Source organism: Sphingobium sp. AP50, from assembly GCF_900109095.1.
Lineage (GTDB): Bacteria > Pseudomonadota > Alphaproteobacteria > Sphingomonadales > Sphingomonadaceae > Sphingobium.
In genome coordinates this window covers 42,296-66,190 of sequence record NZ_FNYZ01000025.1, presented here as the reverse complement: position 1 = coordinate 66,190, position 23,895 = coordinate 42,296, and the positions used below count along the sequence as shown (strand labels likewise).

Genomic DNA, 23,895 nt, shown 5'->3' with positions numbered 1-23,895 from the left:
AGCGATAATCCCATCATCACGTTGCCTGCCATGGCAGCTTAATCAGCCCGGCTTAGCCGGAGGTCGCTGTGACTACCGCAGGCGAACCTACACCAAGCCTTGGGGCACGATCCCGCGCAGCGGCCTGAAATGAGCTTCGTCTCTGCCAAGTCAGAACATTAAAAAGGTCGGGCAATATTGTTTCGTACGCGAATCTGCCCCAGCCAATGCTGTAAGCGTCACTCACTAGAGGGCAGAACAAGTAGCAGCACTCGGTAGCGGCGAACTGGCCATCATTGCGGCATGCGATTTTACGGTTGCCACCGCTGGCACGATCAGTTTAACAGTTACCCGGCTATTGAATGAAAGAGAATCGGCAAACAACCAAGCAGATTTCTCACAGTTAAAGTGAGCAATTAGAGGGAAGGTTAACCTTTACCGAATGACGGCCCGCGTCGAATAAGCATGCCACTTGGTATAATCTTGGAAGTAGCGCGATATAGTATAACGATAAATTTTTATAGGGAGGATATCTATGAAAACAGGTGCCAATATTTGGAAATACTGCTTCTCATCGCTACTGGCTACATGCTTTGGGATCGTTCCCCCTTCTCTTCTTGCTCAAGATAAGCAACGTACTCAAACCTCGGCACGTGTGACTGACGCGACCGAGGCACCTGATATCATAGTCACTGGTATACGAGCGTCCCTTGAAAGCGCGCAGCGTGCCAAGAAAGATGCCCTTCAAGTGCTCGACGCAATTTCGGCCGAAGATATCGGAAAATTTCCTGACAAGAATATCGGCGAGGCGCTTCAGCGCGTGACGGGCGTGCAAATCAGCCGCATCAACGGCGAGGGTGCCGGCGTGAGCATCCGGGGGGCCGGAGCCGATCTCAATCGGGTCGAAATAAATGGCGTGACTGCGCTGGGTACAGGCGCAACTCGCTCTGTTGATTTCCGCGATCTGCCGGTCGAATTTGTAAATCGACTCGAGGTTGTGAAATCGGCGACGCCTGACATGACCGAAGGCGGACTGGGCGGCACCGTGCGCGTTCTCACGCGCCGACCATTTGACACGAAGGACAATGGCTTTCTTGCCGGCTCTGCACAGACCATCTGGAGTGATCTGAGCAATACATTTGATCCCAAGATCGCGCTCATCGGTAGCAAAAAGTTCGCCAATGACACGATTGGTGTGCTTTTATCTGCGACTTGGGAGCGCCGCCAAATCGAGACTCATGAAGCCCGGACCACCGGTTGGCGACAGATTGACCGTGATCCGGCGACCGCCGGCATGCAGGCCTACGACCTCGACGGCAACGGTGTCGGGGACTTTTTCCCCGACATTCCACGCTACGTTATCAATCGCCTGGACACCAAGCGTTATGCATTGAATGGCGTAGTTGAATGGCGCCCAAGCGATGCCTTCAAGGCCTATGTCGAAGGCACCTACTCCAAGATGGATCAGAAGTCCGACTCCGACTATCTGCAAGTCTATACAAATGGCGCCACTCTGGATGTGGCCAACAGCGAAATCGGCCCAGACAATACCGCCAGCAGGGCTGCCTTCCTTAAAAATGGTGCTCTCCCCCAGATCGAGAATCGCACGATTTTGGGCGATATCAATCGGATCAATTACAATATAGCTGGAGGCGCGGATTTCGAAAGCGACCACTGGAAAATCGGCGGAAAGGCATCCTACTCTTACATCAAGCAGAACAACGACTATGTTAACGCCGTCGCCGACGTCTATGGTGCGAATGGCGTGACTATTGATTATGACAATCCACAGCACGCATTGAAAATAGAAGGTGTCAATCTCACGTCCAGTGATGACATCAATTATATTCAGACTCAGCACCGTCCCATAGTGAATGTTCAGGATGAACTGGCTGGGAAAATCGACGCGGAATATCGCGATCTTGCAACATTTCTGCCGTCGATCAAGATTGGCGGTCAATATCGTCGCACAATGATGAACAACCGTCAGTGGGATCGTTCGGTGATCCTGAACGGCTATACGAACCCGGCGCTCGTTCCGACTATTCAAAACTTCACCGATCTGATGCGGGTCGGCAGCGGAACACCTTATTTTGCAACCGGCGATATCGGCTACGCTGGCGGCGCGAACTGGATTCGACCCAATCAGCAATTTGCCGATGCGGTCGGAGTACCCGACCCCTATAATAATCCGACACTACTCGAAACCTGGGATGTGGTCGAAAAAAACTGGGCCGGCTACATGCAGGCCGGTTTCAAGTTCGACGCCGGACTTCCTGTCCGTGGTACGATCGGCGCCCGTGTCGTCCATACCAAGACGGCGTCGGATGGCTATCAGTCTGCGGGCGGCGTACTGACGCCTATCACCTTCTATGGCAAAAATACGGAATTCCTGCCTTCGTTCAACCTGCAAGCAGATATCATTCCCGATAAGCTGCTGTTTCGGGGCGCGGCGACGGAGGTCATGGCACGCCCATCACCTGCCCAGCTGGCGCCGCGCCTCAGCCTTGACATTGTGGGCTTTACCGGCTCCCGCGGCAACCCCCAGCTCCAGCCGTTTCGCGCGCGGCAATATGATGCAGGCGTAGAATATTATATCAATCGCGTAAGCTTCCTGTCCGCCACGTACTTCCGCAAGGAAATCAGTTCCTTCATCCAGAATGTGACACGGGCGGAGGATATCAATGGTGTTAACTATTCGATAACGCGACCCGAGAACGGCAGTGAGAAAGTCGTCGTCAACGGCGTCGAGGCCGGCGCGCAGATTGCCTTCGACTTCCTGCCTGGACCTTTCCTGAACCACCTGGGGGTCCTAGCAAACTATACATATGCCAAGGACAGTGGGTATCGGGGCAAGGATTTGTTTACAGGTGAAGCACTCCCCTTCCCGGGTCTATCCCGCAACAGTTATAATCTGGCGGCTTATTATGAGGATGATATTTTCAGCGTCCGGGCTTCCTACAATTGGCGGTCCGATTATCTCATCACGCCGGTTGGCCGGGGCAATAATCCCGAATTCGGCGAACCATTCGGCACGCTAGACGTGTCGGGCAGCATCAACTTCAACGCGAAGGTTTCCGCGTTCGTCGAGGCCGTCAATATCCTCGATGCGACGCGGGTCGAAAACGCTAACAGCGTCTATCGTCGCACCGTGCTCGAAACTTACGGACCTCGGGTCTATGCCGGCATCCGCTTTCGCATGTGACCTGATGTCACCTGCGGACTGAAGGAAAGCAGGATGCCGGTGCTGCACCATTGGTGTCCTTCTTTCTGCTAACTGGCATGGCGTGCGATTACATGACACCAAATAGGGAGAAATAAGCGTGGACATTTCGCGACGTGCCGCACTTAAAGCGGGTATGGTTGCCGTCGGTGGGTCGCAGATCACCCCCTTATGGGCCGCCGCCCCGACGCGGAACCGCACCGAAATTCTGCGCCTTGGCTGCTGTTACTATCCTGAACAATGGCCCGAAAGCATGTGGGCCGCCGACGCCGCCGCCATGGCGCAAAGAGGCGTATCGCGCGTCCGCATCGCCGAATTTGCCTGGACCCTCATGGAGCCGGAAAAGGGACGTTACGACTGGGGCTGGCTTGATCGGATCATTACGATATTGGCCAAGGCTAAGCTGGGCGTCGTTTTGGGCACGCCCACTGCCGCGCCGCCGCACTGGCTGGTCGAGCAGCTTCCCGAAATGCTGCCGGTGGGGGAGGACGGTCGCACCAAGCAATTTGGATCTCGGCGTTATTACAGCTTCGCCAGCCAGCCCTATCGCCGGGAATGTGCGCGCATAGCCAGCGCCATGGCTGATCGCTATGGCCGTCATCCGGCTGTGGTGGGGTGGCAGATCGACAATGAATATGGTTGCCATGATACCACCTATTCCTACGGGCGAGCCGATCGGGCCGGCTTTAGGGCATGGGTCGAAGCGCGGTACGGCACGGTCGCGAGACTGAACGAAGCATGGGGAACCTCCGTCTGGTCGCAACAGGTGGACAGTTTTGCCGCGGTCGATCTGCCCGTGCTGACGCCAACGGATCACCCGCCGGCGAAAATGCTGGATTACCGGCGTTTTGCAAGCGAACAGGTCGGCGCCTTTCATCAGGTTCAGGTGGATGCCATACGCCCCCGTTCGCCAGGGCGATTCATAACCCATAATTTCATGGCGAACTTCACGGAGTTCGACCCGTTTCCGATCGGCGACGCGATTGATTTTGCAAGCTGGGACAGCTACCCGCTGGGTGTTGCCGCAGGGCGCGACGAGCCCCGCTGGGACCGGACAGGCAATCCCGACATAACGGGCTGGAACCATGATTTGATGCACGCCATCAATCCGGCCCCCTTCTGGGTCATGGAACAACAGCCCGGGCCGGTGAACTGGGCGCGATATAATCCTGCGCCGATGCCGGGCATGGTGCGGCTGTGGGCATGGGAAGCCTTCGCTTATGGCGCATCGACGGTGAGCCATTTCCGGTGGAGGCAGGCACAGGTCGGCCCCGAGCAGATGCATTCGGCGCTTAACCGGCCCGATGGCGCGATTTCGCCCGGTGGCATCGAGGCCGCGCAGGTTGGACGGGAAATCCAATTGATCGGCGCCGCACCTGCTCGGACGAAGGCCAAGGTTGCGTTGCTGTTCGACTATCAGACCGTCTGGACGACAGAGATACAGCCCAATGCTGTAAATCAGAACCATCTCGCGCACGCCCAGTCCTGGTACGCCGCGCTGCGTGGCCTTGGGATCGATGTCGATATCGTTCGTCCCGCGACGCCGCTGGATGGATACAAGCTCATCCTCATGCCCTCCCTCGCGACCATTGATGCGGCAACCCTGGAGGCTCTGGAAAAGCGCGAAGGGCTACTGGTAGTCGGTCCGAGGTCGGGCTCCAAGACCGAGGATTTTGCCATTCCGCGCGATTTGCCGCCGGGACCGCTACAGCGTCTGATCCCGGTCAAGGTGAAGCAGACAGGCACGTTCCGCAACGGAGCGGCCTTTCCGGTGGCTGGCGAGGGCATGGATGGTCATGCCATCGCCTGGCGTGAATGGCTCGACACGAAATTGCCGGTCAAGGCGCGATATGAGGATGGCGAGAGCGCGGTAGTCGGGACCGACACCGCATGGTATGTCGGGTGTCAGGGCGACAGGGACTTCACGGTCGCTTTGATGCGGAACGCCGCCCGCCAAGCGGGGCTTTCGACCCATCCGCTGCCTGATCATGTCAGGATGCGCCAGCGCGGCGATCTGCAATTCGCCTTCAACTATGGCCCCGACGCGTGGACCATTCCCGATCCCAAACCCGCGTTGCTGCTAGGACAAAGAACGCTGGCGCCATATGATGTCGCGATATGGAGAATGGCAGAATGAGTTATCGCGGCACCACGCGCGTTATGGCTTGCCTGATTGCAACTATCGCCTTCCCAGCCAATGTCATCGCCGCCCCGCAAGGCCCGGACGGCAGCCCGTTGTGGCACGCCTTCATCGATCCGCCCGCTGCCGCAAAACCCATGATGCGCTGGTGGTGGTTTGGTCCCTCGGTCACGTCGAAAGAGATCGACCGGGAAATTGAGCAGATGCATCTGGCGGGTATCGGGGGCTTTGAAATCCAGCCGGTCTACCCGTTATCGCCTGATGACGGCGTCAAAGGCGTCAAAAATAGTCCTTACCTTTCAAACCATTTCATAGCCGCCTTGCGCCATGCGGGACGGACGGGGCGCAAATTTGGAATGCGGGTTCATGTGACGGGCGGCAGCGGATGGCCATTTGGCGGCCCGCATATCCCGGTGACACAAGCCGCCGCCGAAATCCGCATGACACGCGTTACCATCGCATCTGGCGAGGCAGGAATCCGATTGCCTGCCTTGGGGCCTGGCGAAAGCATCCTATCGGTTTGGATCGCGCCGACGAAAGATTTGCCGATCGCACCGGCTGACCTTCGGCCTGTCAAGATGCTCGGCAATGCGCCGATCATCTTGGCGAGTGGTTCCGCGCGCGATGCCCTTATTTTCATCGCCGGACGCACAGGCCAACAAGTCAAACGACCAGCGATCGGCGCGGAAGGCTATGTCCTCGACCACATCGATCCAGCCGCCATTGCAAACCATCTCCGCGTGGTGGGAGACAGGCTGCTAGAAGGCTTTGCGGGCGATCCCCCGCCTGACGCCATTTTTTCCGATAGTCTCGAAGCCTATGGATCAAGTTGGACAGGCGACCTTCCCGCTGAATTTAAAAAGCGCCGCGGCTACGACCTCATGGGTCATCTTCCCGCCCTGTTTATTGATCTGCCCGAAAGTGCAGGCGTGCGGTTCGACTGGGCGTTGACCCTGTCAGAACTGGTCGACGAACGATATCTGGCAACCATCGACAACTGGACCCAAAACCACGGAACCCGGTTTCGTGCGCAAGTATATGGCTTTCCGCCCCCTACCCTGTCGAGCAATGCCCTTGTCGCCCTGCCCGAAGGCGAGGGCGACAACTGGCGTGGTTTCACCTCGACCCGCTGGGCTTCATCTGCCGGACATCTTTATGATAAACCGGTCATATCGGCGGAAACATGGACCTGGCTTCATTCGCCAGCCTGGGCGGCAACGCCCCTCGACATGAAGATGGAGGCCGATCGCCACTTTTTACAGGGCGTCAACCAGATTGTGGGGCATGGCTGGCCCTACAGCCCGCCGGAAGCCGCCGAACCGGGTTGGGCATTTTATGCGGCGGCGGCGCTCAACGACCATAATCCCTGGTTTGCGGTGATGCCTGACGTCAGCCGATACTTGCAGCGCGTATCCAGCATGCTACGACAAGGCACGCCAACCAATGACGTGGCAATCTACCTTCCGATCGAGGACGCATTTTCGAAGATGCGCCCGCAGAAGGCCTCCGTGAACGAAGCAATGCAGGAATATGTGCCCGATGCGCTGGTTGGGCAGGTGCTCGATGCCGGGCATGGATTTGACTTCGTTGATTATCAGGCTGTGCGGCAGGGCAGGCTCAAACACCGGCTGCTCATTCTGCCAAATATGGAGCATATCGATCCCACAGCCTTTGCCGCAATAGCGAAATGGGTCGAAGGGGGAGGCAAGCTGCTCGTTCTTGACCGATTCCCGCGGTCGGCGGGCGGGTTGCGCAATGGCCTGGCGACGGCCCGAATTAGAAAAATGACACGCCGTTTGACCCGATCGGCGACGGTCGAGCGTGATGTACGGAATGTTTCCCGACATATACGCCATGCCATAGGGCCAGATATGCAACTGGCCGACCCGGCGCCTGACCTGGGTTTTGTCCATCGGACCATGGGAAGCCGGGACATCTATTTTCTTGTAAACAGCGGCAATCAAGCCATTCGCACGACAGCCTCCTTCCCGCGCGCGCGTGGTGCCGGGCAATGGTGGAACCCCATGACCGGGCAGGCGACGCCGGCGGGAAGCGGCGCAGTCACGATCGAACTTGCGCCTTATGAATCTCGCTTCATGATCTATGGAGAAGATAATCTGTCAGTGGCGCAGCCCGCTCAAGTTGCGCAATCCCAAAGTCTCGATGCAGGCTGGACCCTTGAGTTTGATGGCCATGCAGCAAGGTCGATCTCTCGGCCGCACGCCTGGACCGATTTTCCGGACGCGCGATTTTTTTCCGGGACGGGCACCTACCGCTATTCCCTGCCTTTAGATCGCGTGGACGGCATGTGCTTCAGCCTCGATTTCGGCAGGGTAACGCCCCGATTAGCCGACGATCGCGCGCGACCTTCCGCTGAGGTGGATGCGCCGATACGGGATGCCGCGATTGTCCGGGTGAATGGCGTTGTTGCCGGCAATCTGTGGGCGCCGCCTTACCGGATCAACATCAGCGATGCCCTCAAGGTTGGCAGGAACATGATCGAGATTGCCGTGTCCAATACGGCCCTCAACAGGCTCGCCGGCGAGCCTCGTAAAGATTACCGACTGCTCCATGCACGGTATGGCGAACGATTCGAGGACCAGGATGTTGCTCAGATTGTTGCGCAACCATCAGGCCTCCTGGCGACGCCGCGCCTTTTGAGCCTGCCTCGAATAGGGACCCGCTGTAATGCACCGGTCGCACAGTAAACTACCGGGACTCTGGTGGGGGTGGAGCGCTGGAGCCAGCAGGTATCAAATATAGACCCGGCAGTACGACCGAAGCCGGCTTTCGCCCTTCCACCAAGTCCAGCAAGAGCAACGTTGCGATCTCGGCCATTTCGCCAAAAGGACGGGAAACAGTGGTTAGGGATGGAGTAAGCATTTCGGCGATCATGCTTCCGTCAAAACCGACTACGGACAAGGCATCAGGGACAGCAATTTTTCGCTCGCTGGCAACCTTCAATACGCCCGCCGCCATTATGTCGTTCGCCGCGAAAACCGCTGTGGGCCGGACTTTCATCGCCAGCAACCTGTTTGCGGCAGCAACGCCTGAAGCATGTCCATAATCGCCTTCCAGTTCCGCCAGCAATTCTATCCCCGCCGAGGCAAGCGTGTCGATGAATCCGGATCGTCTCTCGATAGCAGAAAATGTATCTTGCGGGCCTGTAATCATGGCGATTTTACGGTGACCAAGTTCGGCCAGATGCGTCGCAACCTGCCCTGCCGCTTCGCGTTCCGCCGACAGCACGACTGCGCCATAGCCGCCGATGGGCACGGCCGACAACGCGACGGAAGGCACATGATCCGCCTTCAAGGCTTCGGGAAGGCCTGCAATCCCCGAAACAGGAGGCAGGACAACGAGCCCGTCCACGCGCGATCGCCGCGCAAATGCGATCACATCCTCGACCGAAAGTGGACCTCCATCTACGACTGAATGGCTGATGACCTCATATCCACGCCGCGTCGTCTCACGAGCGACACCTCGCTGGACGCTGTCCAGTACCAATGCGTTGCGATCATTATGGACCATCCCGATGAGCAAGGAACGCCCCATCGCCAAAGCGCGGGCGCGGGCGCTTGGCTTGAAGTTCAGTTTGTCTATCGCGTACTTTATCTTTTCGCGCGTCTCTTTATTCACCTTTGGTGAATCATTGAGCACCCGCGAGACCGTTCTGATAGACACGCCGGCGGCCTCAGCAACATCGGCAATCGTGGGTTCCATCCCGCCGGTGGCAATAATCGTGCTCAACATATGGCCTTTGCGCAGTGAATTGTTCGAAAAACTATCTCATCGCAGCTAGCCTGTCATCTGCGTCGAAACGAGAATATGCGTCGCTTCAGGTCGACTGGTGGGTCTGCCTCCCATCCTTGTGCGGTAGTCTGTAAGCTTTGCGGACCAGATTGTAAGTCAAATCCTCAACCACCTCCTGCGCCTCCCAGTCGCGCATCCGCCCTTCGCCCACTAGGCGTGCAAGGTAGCTGCAGTCTATACGACGGGCGACATCGTGCCGTGCGGGAATGGAGAGAAAGGCGCGCGTATCGTCGTTGAAGCCAACGGTATTGTAAAAGCCCGCCGTCTCCGTCGTCATTTCGCGAAATCGCATCATGCCTTCCGGCGAATCATGGAACCACCATGCCGGCCCAAGCTTGAGACAAGGATAGTGGCCGGCAAGCGGGGCGAGTTCACGCGCATAGCTGCTCTCATCGAGGGTGAAGAGAATGATCGAGAGCCTGTCTTCATTACCAAATTGATCGAGCAGCGGCTTGAGACTGCTCACATAGTCGGTCCGCGTTGGTATATCAGCCCCCTTGTCGCGACCGTAAGTCTTGTGAAGCACGTTGTTGTGGTTTCGGCATGCGCCAGGATGAATTTGCATGACCAGCCCGTCATCAAGACTCATGCGTGCCATCTCGGTAAGCATCTGCGCCCTGAACAATTCGGCATCTTGCAGCGACCAATCGCCGCGCATGATCCGTTCGAACAGGCGGCGCGCCTCCTCAGTCGAGAGGTTTGCTGTCCGGGCAGTGGGATGCCCATGATCTGTAGAGGTCGCACCCGCCGCGATGAAGTCCTGTCGGCGTTTGGCATGTGCTCTAAGATAGCCGGTCCAGTCATGCACATCTTCACCGGTTAACGCAGCAAAACCCTCCAGAGCGTCGACAAAATCCTCATGCTCAGGATCGATGACAGCGTCGGGCCGGTAGGCCGTCACGACCGTTCCGCTCCATCCCGATTCCCTGATGGCACGATGGTGATCGAGCCGCTCATGCGCGCCTTCGGTCGTTGCCAGCAATTCAATATTGAACCGGTCGAAAAGCGCCCGAGGGCGGAATGCTGGGGTCGCTAGTAGTGCTCCGATCCTGTCGAAATAGAAATCGGAGCTTTCAGCGCTTAGAGCAGTTTTAAAGCCGAACACCTCGGCAAAGACATGATCCAGCCACATGCATGAGGGTGTGCCGCGATACAGATGCTGGTTGCTCGCAAAAATGCGCCATGCCTCCCTGGGGTCCGCCGGGGACGGCTTTCCAAGCGCGGGAACACCAAGCGCCTCCAATTTCACGCCCTGACTATACAGCATGCGGTAGAGATAATGGTCCGGCGCCAACAAGAGAGACGTTGCATCGTCCCATGGCGCGTTCGTCGCGAACCATGATGGATCGGTATGGCCGTGTGGACTGATGATCGGCAGCGACGCCGCAGATTGATAGAGCGCGCGCGCGATGGAACGCGTAGCCGGATCGCTTGGGAACAAACGGTCAGGATCGAGCCGAAGTGCACGCATCAAATTCTCCTTTTGCCTTGTGCCAGCGATGGCACAAATGGTAGAACGGTGCAATGGACACAAATTCACCTACCGGCGCCGCCATGAAGGCATCACTTCCTGACGCAGTGCGAATCGCACCGGCTGATGATGTGGGGGTTGCGCTCAGATCGCTCCGTGCGGGCGAGCGGATTGCCCTGGAAGGACAGGTCGTAACGGTCCGTGCACCCATAGAACGCGGGCATAAATTCGCCCTGCGCACGATTGGCACGGGCGAAAAAGTGCGCCGCTATGGCTGGGCGATCGGAAGCGCACGATGCGACATCATGATTGGCGACCATGTTCACAGCCACAATCTGGTCACCAATCTCGTAGGAGAAGAGCCGTATCGCTTCTCTGGCGAGAATGCCGTTGAGAACCGACCTGCGTCCAGTGATTGGCGGTTTGAAGGTTATCGTCGTTCCGACAACAGCGTTGGCACGCGAAACGAAATATGGATCATCCCCAGCGTCGGATGCGTGGCACGGACGGCAGAACGCGTCGCGCGAGAGGCGGCCGAGCGTCACAAGGGGCGGATTGATGACATCGTCGCCTTTTCGCACCCGCTGGGCTGTTCGCAATTGAGCGATGACCTTGATAGCACGGCGCGTGTGCTTGCGGCACTGGCTTGCAATCCCAACGCTGGTGGCGTTCTTTTCATCGGCCTAGGATGCGAAGAAAATCAGCTCGATGGTTTGATCGAGCGAATACCGGGGGAACGACGCAGCAGAATCCGGGCCGTAGGCGCCCAGATGAGCCTGAACGAATATGAGGCCGCCAACAACGCGATTGATGAAATTGTCAAGTTAGCGCAGCAGGATCGGCGAGAATGGGTTGAGATTCGTGACCTTCGGCTTGGCCTAAAATGCGGTGGATCCGATGGCTTTAGCGGCTTGACCGCAAATCCGTTAATTGGGCGCGCGGCGGATGTAATCACGCAGGCAGGCGGCAAGGCCATTCTGACGGAAATTCCGGAGATATTTGGTGCCGAGCGCATTTTAATGGAGCGATCGGCCGACCGGGCGGTGTACGAGGCGCTGGTCGATCTGGTGAACCGTTTCAAACGCTACTTCATTGATCATGGCGAACCTATCTCAGAAAATCCAAGCCCCGGCAACGTCGCCGGCGGCATCACGACGCTGGAAGAAAAGTCGCTTGGCGCGGTCCAGAAGGGTGGCCAGGCCATTTTGACGGACGTTCTGGCCTATGGCGACCGTGTGCGACGCGACGGCCTCTCGCTGCTGGAGGCCCCGGGCAATGACGCGGTTTCCACCACCGCCCTTGCTGCTGCGGGCGCGACACTGACGCTTTTTTCGACTGGAAGAGGCACGCCGCTTGGCAGCCCGATACCAACCATGAAACTGGCGACTAATCACGATCTGGCACAGCGCAAACCGGGCTGGATCGATTTTGACGCGGGCATAGTGCTGGATGAAGGGATGGACGCCGCGACCGATGCCCTGATGGCTCGCATTTGTGCCGTCGCATCGGGGCAGCCTGCCCGCAATGAAATCAATGGCGAGCGCGACATAGCGATATGGAAACGCGGGGTGACCCTTTAGCCCCTGAACCAGATATGCGCGCCAAGACGCATTTAGGAGAGACGAATGCATGCTATGAGCCAAGCCGAGGCAGTTACGCCGCGATACCGATGGGTCATTTGCGGCCTTTTGTTCCTTGCAACCGGAATAAACTATATTGATCGTCAAATGATCGGCTTGCTTAAGCCGACGCTTCAGGTCGAGTTCGGCTGGAACGAAACGGCTTATGCCGACATCGTGTTCTGGTTTCAGGCGGCCTATGCGCTGGGCTATCTCGTCTTTGGGCGGATCATTGATCGGCTAGGTGCTAAACTGGGCTATGCCTGTGCATTCACGATTTGGACGATCGCGCATATCTGTCACGGTTTTGCCCATTCGATAGGAACCTTTGCCCTCGCCCGTTTCGTGCTGGGCATCGGAGAGTCCGGAAATTTCCCTGCCGGCATCAAGAGCGTGGCGGAATGGTTCCCACCTAAGGAAAGAGCGCTCGCCACGGGCATATTCAACGCCGGGTCGAATGTCGGCGCTATTGCCACGCCCCTTTTGGTCCCCGCGATCACCCTCGCATTTGGCTGGCGCGCTGCTTTCATAGTCACTGGCGTCGCAAGCTTTCTGTGGTTGATTGCGTGGCTGCATTTTTACCGACTTCCGGCAAATACCAAATCGATGCAGCAAGCGCAGGCCACCCCGGACCAGAGTTGGCTCAACGTCCTCAAACGGCGCGAAACATGGGCTTTTGCAGTAGGGAAATTTATCACCGACCCGATCTGGTGGCTGTTCCTTTTCTGGCTGCCGGACTTTCTGCATCGCCGCCATGGCTTGGAACTCAAGGAATTTGGCCCACCGCTGGTCGTCATCTATCTCGTCGCCGACTTTGGCAGCGTTGCGGGCGGCTGGCTGTCATCGCGCATGATGCAACGTGGACACAGTGTGAACCGCGCGCGTAAGCTCACCATGCTGATCAGCGCCCTGGCCGTCATACCCGTCATGGCCGCGCCCGGCGTTTCTAGTCTGTGGGGCGCCGTCGGACTGATCGCGCTCGCGGCAGCGGCGCACCAAGCCTGGTCGGCGAATCTGTTCACCCTCCCGTCAGACATGCTGCCACAAAATGCGATCGGGTCGGCAATTGGTATTGGCGGCGCCGCCGGTGCCGTGGGCGGCATGGTTATGACCCAGTTCACCGGCTATATTCTCGACCATAGCGGTTCTTACTGGCCGATCTTCCTTGTTGCAGGTTCGGTCTATTTGCTTGCATTGGCGCTGATCCATGGGTTGGTGCCGAAAATCGGCGATTCGATGGAGGCAGTAGCATGACCCGCCTGTCTTCCCGCACAGTGGAAGAGCTGCGGTCGGAAGTGCGCCAGCCAGCTTATGACCGGTCTAAGGTGACGGCAGGCGTCGTCCACCTGGGCGTGGGCGCCTTCCACCGCGCACATCAGGCGGTGGTCTTCGACGATATCCTTGCAGCGGGCGATTTGCGGTGGGGCATTCGTGCAGCCTCGCTTCGCACGGCCGATGTTCATGATCAGATGATGCCTCAGGATGGACTATATCATTTACTCGTTAGCGATGGTGCAACGACCGCATCACAGCTGATCGGAAGCATCCTGGACGTGCAGGTCGCGCCGAAAAATCCAGCCGCGATCGTGGCGATGCTGGCATCAGTCGACACGCATATTGTGACGCTGACCGTCACCGAGAAAGGCTATAAACTCGATCCTGTCAGCGGAGCCTTGCTAAAAACCGATCCTCAAATCGCGCACGAACTTAACAGCCTCTCCCACCCCTGCTCGGCACCGGGTTTTCTCGTCGCAGCGCTGGCTGAACGACGGCGCAAAGGCATAAAGCCTTTTACCGCCATATCGTGCGACAACATCCCCAGCAATGGTAGGCGCTTGCAAAGGGCCGTCATTGAGCTAGCCCAGGCACATGATTCTTTGCTCGCCCGATGGATTGATGAGGAAGGCGCTTTCCCCGACACGATGGTCGACCGCATAGTTCCGGCGACGATACCGCAGGATATTGCGGCATTTGCCAGCGAATATGGCTTGATTGATCAAGCCATGGTAAAAACAGAACCTTTTACTCAGTGGGTGATAGAGGATCGATTTTGCGGTCCGCGACCGACGTTTCCAGCAAGCGTACATCTTACGTCTTCGGTCGCGCCTTGGGAGGATGCCAAGCTTCGACTGCTCAATGGCGCACATAGTGCCATCGCATATCTGGGTGGACTGGCCGGGATCGCTCATGTCCACGAAACCCTGAGCCACTCCGAGTTCAGGATCTATGTGCAGCAGCTTTGGGATGAGGCGGAGACGACCTTGTCGCCACCGGCTGAACTCGATGTGGCTACCTACCGGCGGGCGCTAATGGCACGATTTGATAACAGTTCGCTCATGCACCGAACGCACCAGATCGCAATGGACGGGTCTCAAAAACTGCCACAGAGGCTGTTGCAATCCCTTGTCAGTCGACGATCCGCGGGCCTGCCTGCTCCTGCACTGACCCTGGGCGTTGCCGCCTGGATCAGGTGGCATGCCGGTAAGGACGACCTTGGGCGTCCGCATCTGGTGGATGATCCGCTCGCATCGGAATTAAATGTGCTGTTTCAAACTCGGACCGATCCTGCCGGCAAGGTTGCGGCGATCCTGAATTATCCGGCAATCATGCCCGCTTTGCTACGTGACGATCCAATATTTGCGGACGCGCTGACCAGTCAGCTGATAAACCTCGAAACGGAAGGCGCTATGGCCAGCGTTCGCGCGCTTACTCAAGGTCGAGGCTCATGATCGAATGTAGCTCACCCACCTTTCCACCGACCGTTCGGCTGGATCGCCGATCTTTCGTACGATCTTCCCTCACATTGGCGTTGTTGCCCACCGCTGCGGATGGGGCGGATCATGTGCGTCCGTCACTGCTTGTCACATATTGCGGTGCCGTCGCAGATGGCGTCACCCTCAACACCAAGGCAATCCAAACAGGTATAGAGCGACTAGCGGCTACTGGCGGTGGAACGCTGGTCGTACCCCCCGGCATATTTCTGAGCGGAGCGTTGTTTTTCCGTCCCGGTGTTCATCTTCATCTGGCGAAGGGAGCAACGTTGCGATGCACCACGGACATGGCACAGTTTCCGCCGGGCAGAACGCGCATTGAAGGGCATTTTGAGGAGCATTTCACCCCGGCGCTGATCAATGCCAACCAGTGCGATGGATTCAGAATTACCGGCATGGGCGTCTTGGACGGCGCTGGCCGATCGGTCTGGGACCAGTTCTGGCATATGCGCGCCACTTCGAAAAATTTGCAAAATTTCTCCAACTTAAGCCTGCCCCGCGCGCGTCTTGCACTTATACAGCGATCGCGTCACGTGCTCGTCGAGGGGATCACATTCAAAGATTCCCAGTTCTGGAACTTGCATCTCTATAATTGCGATCAGGTCAAGGTGCGCAATGCACGTTTCGAAGTGCCTGACGATTATAAGCAGGCTCCGAGCACCGACGGAATTGATGTCGACAGCTGCCGCCATGTAACCATCGACGGCTGCCACTTCTCCGTCACCGATGATTGCGTTGCGGCGAAGGGTTCAAAAGGGTTCCATGCAATGAAGGATACGGGGAGTCCACCCGTCGAACATCTTACAATCCTCAACTGTACGTTTCGACGCGGGCATCATGCATTTGCATGCGGCAGCGAGGCTACGATCGTACGCAATGTGCTTATGAGAAACTGCAAAATCACTGGCCCTATGGCTCTGGCGCGGCTGAAGCTTCGCACCGACACACCGCAGATATACGAGGATATTCGCTTTGAAGATATTATATTGGATAGCCATGGTGGGGTGATCGTGTCTATCGAACCATGGACTCAGTATCATGACCTTCATGGGGACAGGCCGCCTCGTTCGGTCGTCCGTAACATTCGCTTTTCCCGTATTCAGGGCAGATTTGGCAAGCTAGGCTTTATTCGGGCAAATCCTGGCCAAACCAAGATAAGCTGTATCAGCATTCACGAACTGAATGTCGATCTCGCTGATACCAAAATTTCGGCATCTGAATTAAATAATATAAAATTTGATAGCGTTGTAATAAATGGCAAAACAATAAATCCTATACCATCTAATACAGACATATAAAAATCCCTTTTGGGTGATCTTTTTTTAATTTAAGCCCTTACTCTCTCACCAGAAGAGTGAAATCTAACTTTTTGGAGACGCAGGATGGCAAATTGTGACGGACTGGGCGACATTGGCAATATGCCCCGGCGCACGTTGCTGCATGCGGGCGCCGCGTTAAGTCTCGCAGCTATGGGAACCGATGCTTCCGCCCGGGTGCGTAGGCGCTCCCTATCAGTCGAGGCGCCATTCGATATGCCCGCATTACATTATCCCGACTTCTCGCATGCCCGAACATTCTCGATTGCCGAGTTCGGCGCAGTTTCGGACGGAGCCGCACTCAGCACGACAGCCATTTCAAAGGCGATCGCCGCAGCCCACCGTGCTGGCGGTGGTACCGTAATCGTGCCGCCGGGACACTGGCGAACCGGAGCGGTACACCTTCGTAGCGGCGTCAACCTGCACATCGCCAAGGGCGCCACGCTGCTTTTTTCCTCCAGTCCCAAAGAATATCTACCGCCTGTCAGAACTAGCTGGGAGGGTATCGAGTGTCTAAATTACTCGCCGCTCATTTATGCCTACGAATGCATCGACGTCGCCATCACCGGGGAGGGCAGACTGGAAGCGGAACTTGAAGTCTGGCGAGAATGGTTCGCGCGGCCTAAAGCCCATATGGATGGATTGATCCGGCTTTACGAACTTGCGCGGGCGAATGTGCCGATCAAAAATCGGGACATGACGGAAGGCCAGACAAATCTTCGTCCGCATTTCATTCAATTCAACCGATGCCGTAATGTCTTGGTGGAAGATATTTATATCCATAATAGTCCCTTCTGGACAATCCACCCTTATCTGTGCAGCAATGTTACGATACGAAACATAGAAATCTTCGCTCATGGTCATAATAATGACGGCATCGATCCGGAGATGTCGGACAATGTACTGATCGAAGGATGCGTATTTGATCAGGGAGATGACGCCGTTTCGGTAAAATCGGGCCGCGATATGGAGGCCTGGCTCATTGGTAAGCCCTCGCGTAACATCGTGATGCGTAATTGCACGATAAAGAATGGCCATCAGATGATGGCGATTGGAAGCGAACTGTCTGGCGGAATCGAGAATATATTTGTTCACGATTGCCGCTATGTGGGCACCGGGAAAGGCGATGGCGACCATGCCGTGCCGATGAACAATCTTTTATATGTCAAGACAAACGAGCGGCGTGGCGGTTATGTGCGGAACATTCACTTCTCTAATGTTCATGCCACTGTGCTTGCTGGAGGCGTTCTTGCGATTGATACTGATGTTCTTTATCAGTGGAAGCAATTATTGCCCACTTACGTGCAAAAACTCACACCTATATCGGGCATATATGTTCAAAATATATCGGTCGCAAAATCTGGCTTCATATGCCGAATAGCGGGAGAGCTAGATTTACCCGTTCGCAGTGTGCACCTTAACAGCGTGGCCGTGACTAAGCTGGATGGTCCAGCCGTGGCAACGTCGAACGTCATCGGCTTTACGCAGACCTGAAGTCCATTTGTGAAAGAAAGCTGACAGATTAGATCTGCCAGCTTTCTGGCTTTCCAGATTTAAAATGTAACGCTCAGATTCATGCCAAATGTCCTGGGTGCGATGTAGATGGCTTGGGGAAGATTAGTGCCGTTGCGGGTATCCACGCTGGTGATGCCTATCTTGTCAAACAGATTGCGCACATAAGCATCAATACGCCAGCGACGGTCGATCGCCATGCCTGCCCGTAGATCGACGACTGTATAAGCAGGGATTTTAACGCGTTCGAAAACGGTGCTGGCTGAATTTTGATTCAACATGCCCAAACGGTTGCCAACATAGTTCAGGTTGATCCCGACAAAAGCTTCGGCGTTATCCGTCAGCGGAATGTCCTGCTGTACCGACAGGTTGCCGGTGAATTTCGCCGAATAGGGAAGACGGTCGCCGGCTAGTCCATAAAGCCGCTGGACCGATGACGTGGTGAGTGCCAACGAACGGGTCAGCATCGCATCCAGGAAGGTTGCGTTCACGTCTACCGAAAATCCGTTCCAGCCTTTGAGACCGCCGGCCAGCTCGACGCCACGGCTTCGTGCCGTATTGCCATTTTCAAAAAACGCGAATTGCGATGGCAGCGCAGTGTTCTGGAACTGAATGTCCTTCCAGTTGACTTGGAAAGCAGCCACATCGAATGTCGCCCGGTTTTCCAGCACGCTGCCCTTCAGACCGATTTCGTAGTTCATGACCGTGTCTGCACCAAAGGTTGCCGATGCGCCGGGTGTTTCTGTATTAGGGCCGCCCGGACGATAGCCGCTGGCAATACGAGCATAGGCCATCAAATCCTTGTTGAACCGGTAAGTAGGCGCCAGCAACCAAGTGACGGCGTCTTCCTTTGATGTGAAAAGATGATCCTCACCGGGGCCGAACAGGGCCTGCGCCGCAGCGTCGATTACGCTCAGAACGCGATAGGTCTGTTCATTCTGCGCATAGCGCAACCCGCCCTGAATATCCAATCGGTCAGATAAATGATAGGTCAGGTCAACAAACGCGGCCTTCTCCTCATAGCTGGAAATATTCGAACCACTATAGACGGCCACATTGGGCGCACTGCCAACCCGGTTAATGACCTGCGACAGGCCGGTTCGCTCATTGGTATAGAACAGCCCGGCAAGCCAGTCGAACTGAGCACCCTGATTGGAAAAACGAAGCTCCTGCGTAAACTTGTTCGTGAGGATCGGCTCATCAAACAAATAGGTCTGTTGGGCTGGATAGTTGGCATATTGCTCAAGCGCAGCGCCGAACCGTGCAGTCGAATCCGAAACAGTCGCCTTTTCATTACGTCCCCATGCAGTGACGGAGGTGACCTGCATTTCATCCAGATTAAGCGCCACACGTGCGGTATAGAGCTGTATTTCATTTGTGGTCGGCACAACCGCAGCGCGTGCCGTGCGTCGATCGGAAAGATTACGCATATCAAACAATACAGGCCGCTGCGCCGATCCGGTAGCCGGACGGGGTGAACAGCTCGTACAAATATCGATCAGGTTCGAACCCGCGCTATTTTGCTTCTGGTACAGCGCCGACAGCGTAACCGTCAGACTTTCGGTTGGGTGAAGGATCACTGCGGCGCGGCCGCCATAGACTTCATTCTTGTTGACGTCTTTTACCCTCGCGCCGGTTGGCACGATACTATCAAGATAGCGTGGATCGTCACGATAAAAGCCGCTTAAGCCAAAACCGACCCGATCTGAGATGATCGGCGTGGTAATCGAAGCGCGAGCCGACCAGCCTTCACCGCCATCCTTTACGCTATTGACGCCAACTTCGGCACGTCCAGAAAACTCGCTGGTGCTGGGGTCCTTGGTTACATATTTGATAATTCCACCCAGGCTCGACGCACCGTAAAGCGTTCCCTGAGGACCGCGCAAAACCTCGACGCGTTGGAGCGTCGCTGGATCGAGATCGGGCAGAGGCGGCTTGCCGAGATAGGTGGACGAGCCAAACTGCACATCATCGATCAGGATCGACACGGTCGGATTGGTGCCGCTGCCGGTCGTGATGCCGCGCAGGGAAATATCCTGCACCGTATTACCGAACAACTGAAGTCCCGGAATGCGCGTGTAAAAGTCGCGGATCGACAACAAGTTCTGCTGAATCAGTGCATCGGACGCAACTGCAGTAACAGCGACCGGGACGTCGATCAGTCGCTCGGCCCGTTTTTGCGCTGTGACGAATATGACGTCCCGCTCAGCTTCTGCCGAAGAACCAGATCCCTGGGCCGTAGCCGTGGTAGATGTGGCAAGCGCTGCTAACGCCGTGGAGATGCATAGTGCCATAGAAAAAGCTGCACGCATAAAAATCCCCTTCATTCTCCAGCCCCCCTCGGCTGGCTATGCCGACATGTCGGCAAAAAGTGAGGCTAGAATACATACATGTATTGTCAAGTGGGGATAAAGCATGAAGACATGCCGAATAATTTCCTGCGCTAAAGCTAATTGAGAAATCAGGTTATTTTCTTCGACAGATCAGCTGAATCGATGGATTTCAACTCAATATGCTCTTAAGCCGATAAGATATGGGCCTTTTTCGCAGGGTCAACTGAGCATCGGCTGGCACAAGCCCATCGCGGCCGATTTGTTCAAAGTAGTCGCGATGTGCTCCCGGACGAGGTGAAAGATGCAGTAATGGATCGCTTCCTGCTGCCCTGACTTGTCTGGATTTCGAATGTGCAGAGACATGGCGTGCACCCAACGTCTGCACAAGGATCCATGATAAATACGACCCCTTTTAGCGGATAATGGAAGTCAGGTGATCTTTAAGATCATCGTAGATATGGTTATTTTCGGTACCGCGACAACGTCCATCGGCATATAAAGTAGCCATCTGCACCCACCTCGTTGCACTCTTCTCCGATGGTCCTGTGGCCCCGCCTATCTATGAATAATCAAATTCGTCATACGCGCCGTAGCCGTTGCGATCGTCGGCATAATGCACATGAACGCCTTCGCTTGCACCTAGAGGCATATTATAGAGGATGAACCGCGCTAGCATGGTGCGTCCGCCTAGATCGAACGGCCTGATCAACACACGCTGCCCTTTCCACCGCGCAACCCGTCGATACGGATTCGGCCAGTTGCATGATTTTCTCGACAGATCGCATCTGCCATGATGATATCTCCTATGGAACAGCGTAGCTGGAAAGACGGCACGAACTCCGTCAGCGCTTATCTCCGAACCGAAGAGACCACCGTATTGTTACCGTTCATGATGATGCGGTGTTCGGCCTGCCATGCCACAGCGCGGGTAAGCATGGCGAACGCGCGCAAACGGGACCCATATCGGCGTGAAGAGGGACGCCCTTTCCGGGATTGAGCGGAGGTTTTGGGTGAGCGCTCTGCGCTGTGTGCGGAGGAGGTCGGGCGTAGCCCGGCCGCAGGCGCACACAGCGCAAGTGGGTCTTGAAGATGGGGTGAGAGTGGCGGCCAACCTCGGTGTTTGAAGCGCCAGCTGTCATTGCCGGTCTCAACGATATCGCATTGATGCGTAACGCGGTCGAGCAACGCGGTGGTCACCTTAAGATCCCCGAATACGGTAGGCCATTCGCCGATGGCGAGGTGGGTCGTGATGACGACGGCGGTGCGTTCATAGAGCTTGCTGATCAATTCGAATAGCAACCGGCCGCTCAAACGGAAGATATCCAAGCTCATCGAGCACTACCGGGTCGAGCCGCGAGAGCTGTCCCGCTTGGGTTCCGCCCTTGCCGATCCGGGTCTCCTCTTCCAGGCGTGTCGCCACTTTGCCGATGGTCCGGATCGGTTGGAGGCCTTTTCGCAATCGGCGTTTCACCAGGACATGGCTCGATCCAGCTTGCCAGTGGTGTGCATTTGAAACACGACAGGCATAAGCAGCCATGGGAGCAATGCGGGACTGTCAGGAATTTCGTGTGCGGCGAGACATAATGGGGAACAAGGAGACCCAGTATGTCACGACGCAAAGGACCTTCATTACCGAACGATATTCTCGACCAGCTGTTTATTGGCACTGACGCGGCGGCGGCGCTGAGCCAGGGCGGCTTGCTCGATCCGCTGAAGAAGGCGTTTGCCGAACGTGCCCTAACCGCGGAGATGGGTCATCATCTTGGCCAGGAGGAGCAAGGAAGCAACAGTTGGAACGGCTATGGCCGCAAGACGGTGACGACCGACAGCGGACGGATCGAGATCAAGGTGCCACGCGATCGAGCCGGTAGCTTCGATCCGCAGTTGATTGCCAAGTATCAGCGTCGCTTTCCCGGCTTCGATGACAAGATCATCTCGATGTATGCGCGCGGCATACGTACCCGGGAGATTACGGGCCACCTGCGCGACCTGTATGGCATTGGTGCCTCGCCCGATCTGATCAGCAGATCACTGACGCAGTCCTGGAGGAAGTCACGGCTTGACAGCAACGTCCGCTGGATCCGGCCTATCCGCTGGTTTTCTTTGATGCGATCTGGGTCAAGATCCGCGACGAGGGCATGGTCCGCAATAAAACAACCTACATTGCCCTGGGCGTCATGGGCGTTGGCACCAACGTCGTCCTAGGTTAGTGGCTGGCGCAGAAGGGAGGCGCCAAGTTCGGGCTGCGCGTCTGGAACGAACTGCGCAACCGCGGCGTCGAGAACATCGTGCTGGCCGTCGTTTATGCCCTGAAGGGCTTTCCCTACGCCATCACCGCCGTCTTCCCGGAAGCGACGGTTCAGACCTGCATCGTCCACCTGCTGCGCAACTCGATGGATTTCGTAGCATGGAAAGATTGCAAGGCGCTCGGGACAGCCCTGAAGGCCGTTTGACGCGCCGTCGATGCCTCGGCTGCCGAGGAGGCACTGACGGCATTCGAGGCCAGCGTCTGGGGTCAACGTTATCCCGCCATCGGCTAGAGTGGGCGCCAGGCGTGGCCCGAGGGTCATCCCATTTTTCACCTTCACCCCAAAGTCAGGCGGATCGTTTAAACCACCGATGCCATTGAGGCCCTGAATTCCAAGCTTCGTCGCGCTGTTCGTGTCCCGGGGGCAGTTCCCCAACGATGAGGCCGCAACCAAGCTGTTATATCTGATCTTGAACCAATCGGAGAAAGAGTGATAAATGCCGCCGCGTGAGTGGAGCATGGCGAAGGCTGACTTGGCCGTGCTCCTTGGCGAACGCTTCATCAGCGCCATGACGGCCTGATGGTCAACTGCCTCGCCGCACACGAAATTCCTTGCAGTCCCCGAAAAAGCGCCGTAATTAAGGCTTGACAGAAGATCGTACTCGATCACCAGTTCAGGAGGTCAAAGCCCTCTTGCATCACGGGCGGCAACCACAGAAGTCCCGACCCTAGGTTCTGTCCGGTGCAAAATAATCCCCCCGCTCCAGAGCGATGATTCGGCGCGATCAGCCGACTAGCTCCTTTGTATTCTTCCCACTAATTACGTCGGTTCCGCTATTTTGGTCCGGAGCAAAACCAGTAAGAATTTGATAATAGATCGGGCTAAGCTGCCGTCTGCGTTCAGCACTTTGCCTCACGCCTAGCGTATAATAGCCGACTTGATGATAATAAGTGATTCGTGCGCGAACCAACGCCTCGTTACCGTCATATCCCGCCTCCTTGAACAAACGGCGCAACGCGTCAACGCGGACGGAATCCACCGTCTGCACCACATCCGCCACGACCGATGACGTTGCCGCCCAGTTACGCACAGCAGTGTCGTAATCCGGCCTGAACTCCCGCTCCTCTATCCATAGCTGCATAAGAGCACGATAACGCTGCGCCGGTGTGCCGGCACCGCTCAGCGCCGACACGAAGGGCACGGTATTACAAGACCGCCAGTCATCAAGCAGCTGCTCCAACAGATCGTGCCGGCTCTTGAACCGCCAATAAAACCCGCCCCTCGTCACCCCACTTGCCTTTGCCAACCGGTCGATCTTCACTGCCTCGACCCCGTCACGAATCAAGGTTTCTCGCGCAAGATTCAACCAATCTTGCGTTGTGAGATTACTACCCTCTTCCTCATTATTGTGCTTGTTCGCCACTCAATTTCCCTGTCTTGTCGATATGGCCCATAAGGCAGGTCAAACC

Annotated in this window: 12 protein-coding genes and 2 pseudogenes; 9 read left to right on the top strand and 5 right to left on the bottom strand. The window is 56.4% G+C overall.

The window, feature by feature from the left end:
• Positions 1-514 precede the first annotated feature (514 nt).
• From BMY84_RS25595 to BMY84_RS25585, 3 genes are all read left to right on the top strand, one after another.
• On the top strand, positions 515-3,184 hold the full coding sequence (locus tag BMY84_RS25595; RefSeq protein WP_093087715.1) for a TonB-dependent receptor: 2,670 nt from the start codon (positions 515-517) through the stop codon (positions 3,182-3,184).
• 118 nt (positions 3,185-3,302) lie between these two features.
• Positions 3,303-5,339, top strand: coding sequence for a beta-galactosidase (locus BMY84_RS25590; protein WP_218147030.1), 2,037 nt, complete (start codon positions 3,303-3,305; stop codon positions 5,337-5,339).
• Positions 5,336-8,050: a glycosyl hydrolase gene (locus tag BMY84_RS25585; protein ID WP_177204206.1), complete on the top strand. Its 2,715-nt coding sequence runs from the start codon at positions 5,336-5,338 to the stop codon at positions 8,048-8,050. Before BMY84_RS25590 ends, BMY84_RS25585 begins: the two co-directional genes overlap by 4 nt.
• Position 8,051: 1 nt before the next feature.
• Here BMY84_RS25585 and BMY84_RS25580 read toward each other — a convergent pair whose 3' ends face one another.
• Together BMY84_RS25580 and uxaC are read right to left on the bottom strand one after the other, a co-directional pair.
• Positions 8,052-9,095, bottom strand: coding sequence for a LacI family DNA-binding transcriptional regulator (locus tag BMY84_RS25580; protein WP_093087712.1), 1,044 nt, complete (start codon positions 9,093-9,095; stop codon positions 8,052-8,054).
• An 85-nt stretch (positions 9,096-9,180) separates the two neighbouring features.
• Positions 9,181-10,626 carry a glucuronate isomerase gene (gene uxaC / locus BMY84_RS25575; protein ID WP_093087711.1) on the bottom strand — a complete coding sequence of 482 codons (1,446 nt, stop codon included), beginning with the start codon at positions 10,624-10,626 and terminating at the stop codon, positions 9,181-9,183.
• An 83-nt stretch (positions 10,627-10,709) separates the two neighbouring features.
• Between uxaC and BMY84_RS25570 the strand changes: the two genes are divergently transcribed.
• The 5 genes from BMY84_RS25570 (at position 10,710) to BMY84_RS25550 (ending at position 17,826) form a co-directional block, all read left to right on the top strand.
• Positions 10,710-12,206 carry a UxaA family hydrolase gene (locus tag BMY84_RS25570; protein WP_093087724.1) on the top strand — a complete coding sequence of 499 codons (1,497 nt, stop codon included), beginning with the start codon at positions 10,710-10,712 and terminating at the stop codon, positions 12,204-12,206.
• Between the two features lie 45 nt (positions 12,207-12,251).
• On the top strand, positions 12,252-13,499 hold the full coding sequence (locus BMY84_RS25565; protein ID WP_093087709.1) for an MFS transporter: 1,248 nt from the start codon (positions 12,252-12,254) through the stop codon (positions 13,497-13,499).
• Entirely contained in the window at positions 13,496-14,974 is a 1,479-nt protein-coding gene (locus BMY84_RS25560) for a mannitol dehydrogenase family protein (protein WP_093087708.1), read from the top strand. Before BMY84_RS25565 ends, BMY84_RS25560 begins: the two co-directional genes overlap by 4 nt.
• 113 nt (positions 14,975-15,087) lie before the next feature.
• Complete coding sequence (locus BMY84_RS25555; RefSeq protein WP_177204205.1) at positions 15,088-16,314, top strand: glycoside hydrolase family 28 protein; 1,227 nt, start codon at positions 15,088-15,090, stop codon at positions 16,312-16,314.
• Between the two features lie 84 nt (positions 16,315-16,398).
• On the top strand, positions 16,399-17,826 hold the full coding sequence (locus BMY84_RS25550; protein WP_256215445.1) for a glycoside hydrolase family 28 protein: 1,428 nt from the start codon (positions 16,399-16,401) through the stop codon (positions 17,824-17,826).
• 59 nt (positions 17,827-17,885) lie between these two features.
• Here the strand turns inward: BMY84_RS25550 and BMY84_RS25545 are convergent, their stop codons facing one another.
• Together BMY84_RS25545 and BMY84_RS30245 are read right to left on the bottom strand one after the other, a co-directional pair.
• Positions 17,886-20,171 (bottom strand): TonB-dependent receptor, encoded by a 2,286-nt coding sequence (locus BMY84_RS25545; protein WP_093087705.1) that lies wholly within the window; start codon positions 20,169-20,171, stop codon positions 17,886-17,888.
• A gap of 1,119 nt (positions 20,172-21,290) precedes the next feature.
• Positions 21,291-21,597 (bottom strand): annotated as a pseudogene (locus BMY84_RS30245) (ATP-binding protein); the annotation flags it as partial.
• 185 nt (positions 21,598-21,782) lie between these two features.
• Here BMY84_RS30245 and BMY84_RS25535 point away from each other — a divergent pair.
• Positions 21,783-23,006, top strand: a pseudogene (locus BMY84_RS25535) (IS256 family transposase).
• Positions 23,007-23,210: 204 nt separating this feature from the next.
• Here the strand turns inward: BMY84_RS25535 and BMY84_RS25530 are convergent.
• A complete protein-coding gene (locus tag BMY84_RS25530) occupies positions 23,211-23,849 on the bottom strand; it encodes a TetR/AcrR family transcriptional regulator (RefSeq protein WP_093087704.1) in 639 nt (212 codons plus the stop codon).
• Between the last annotated feature and the right edge of the window lie 46 nt (positions 23,850-23,895).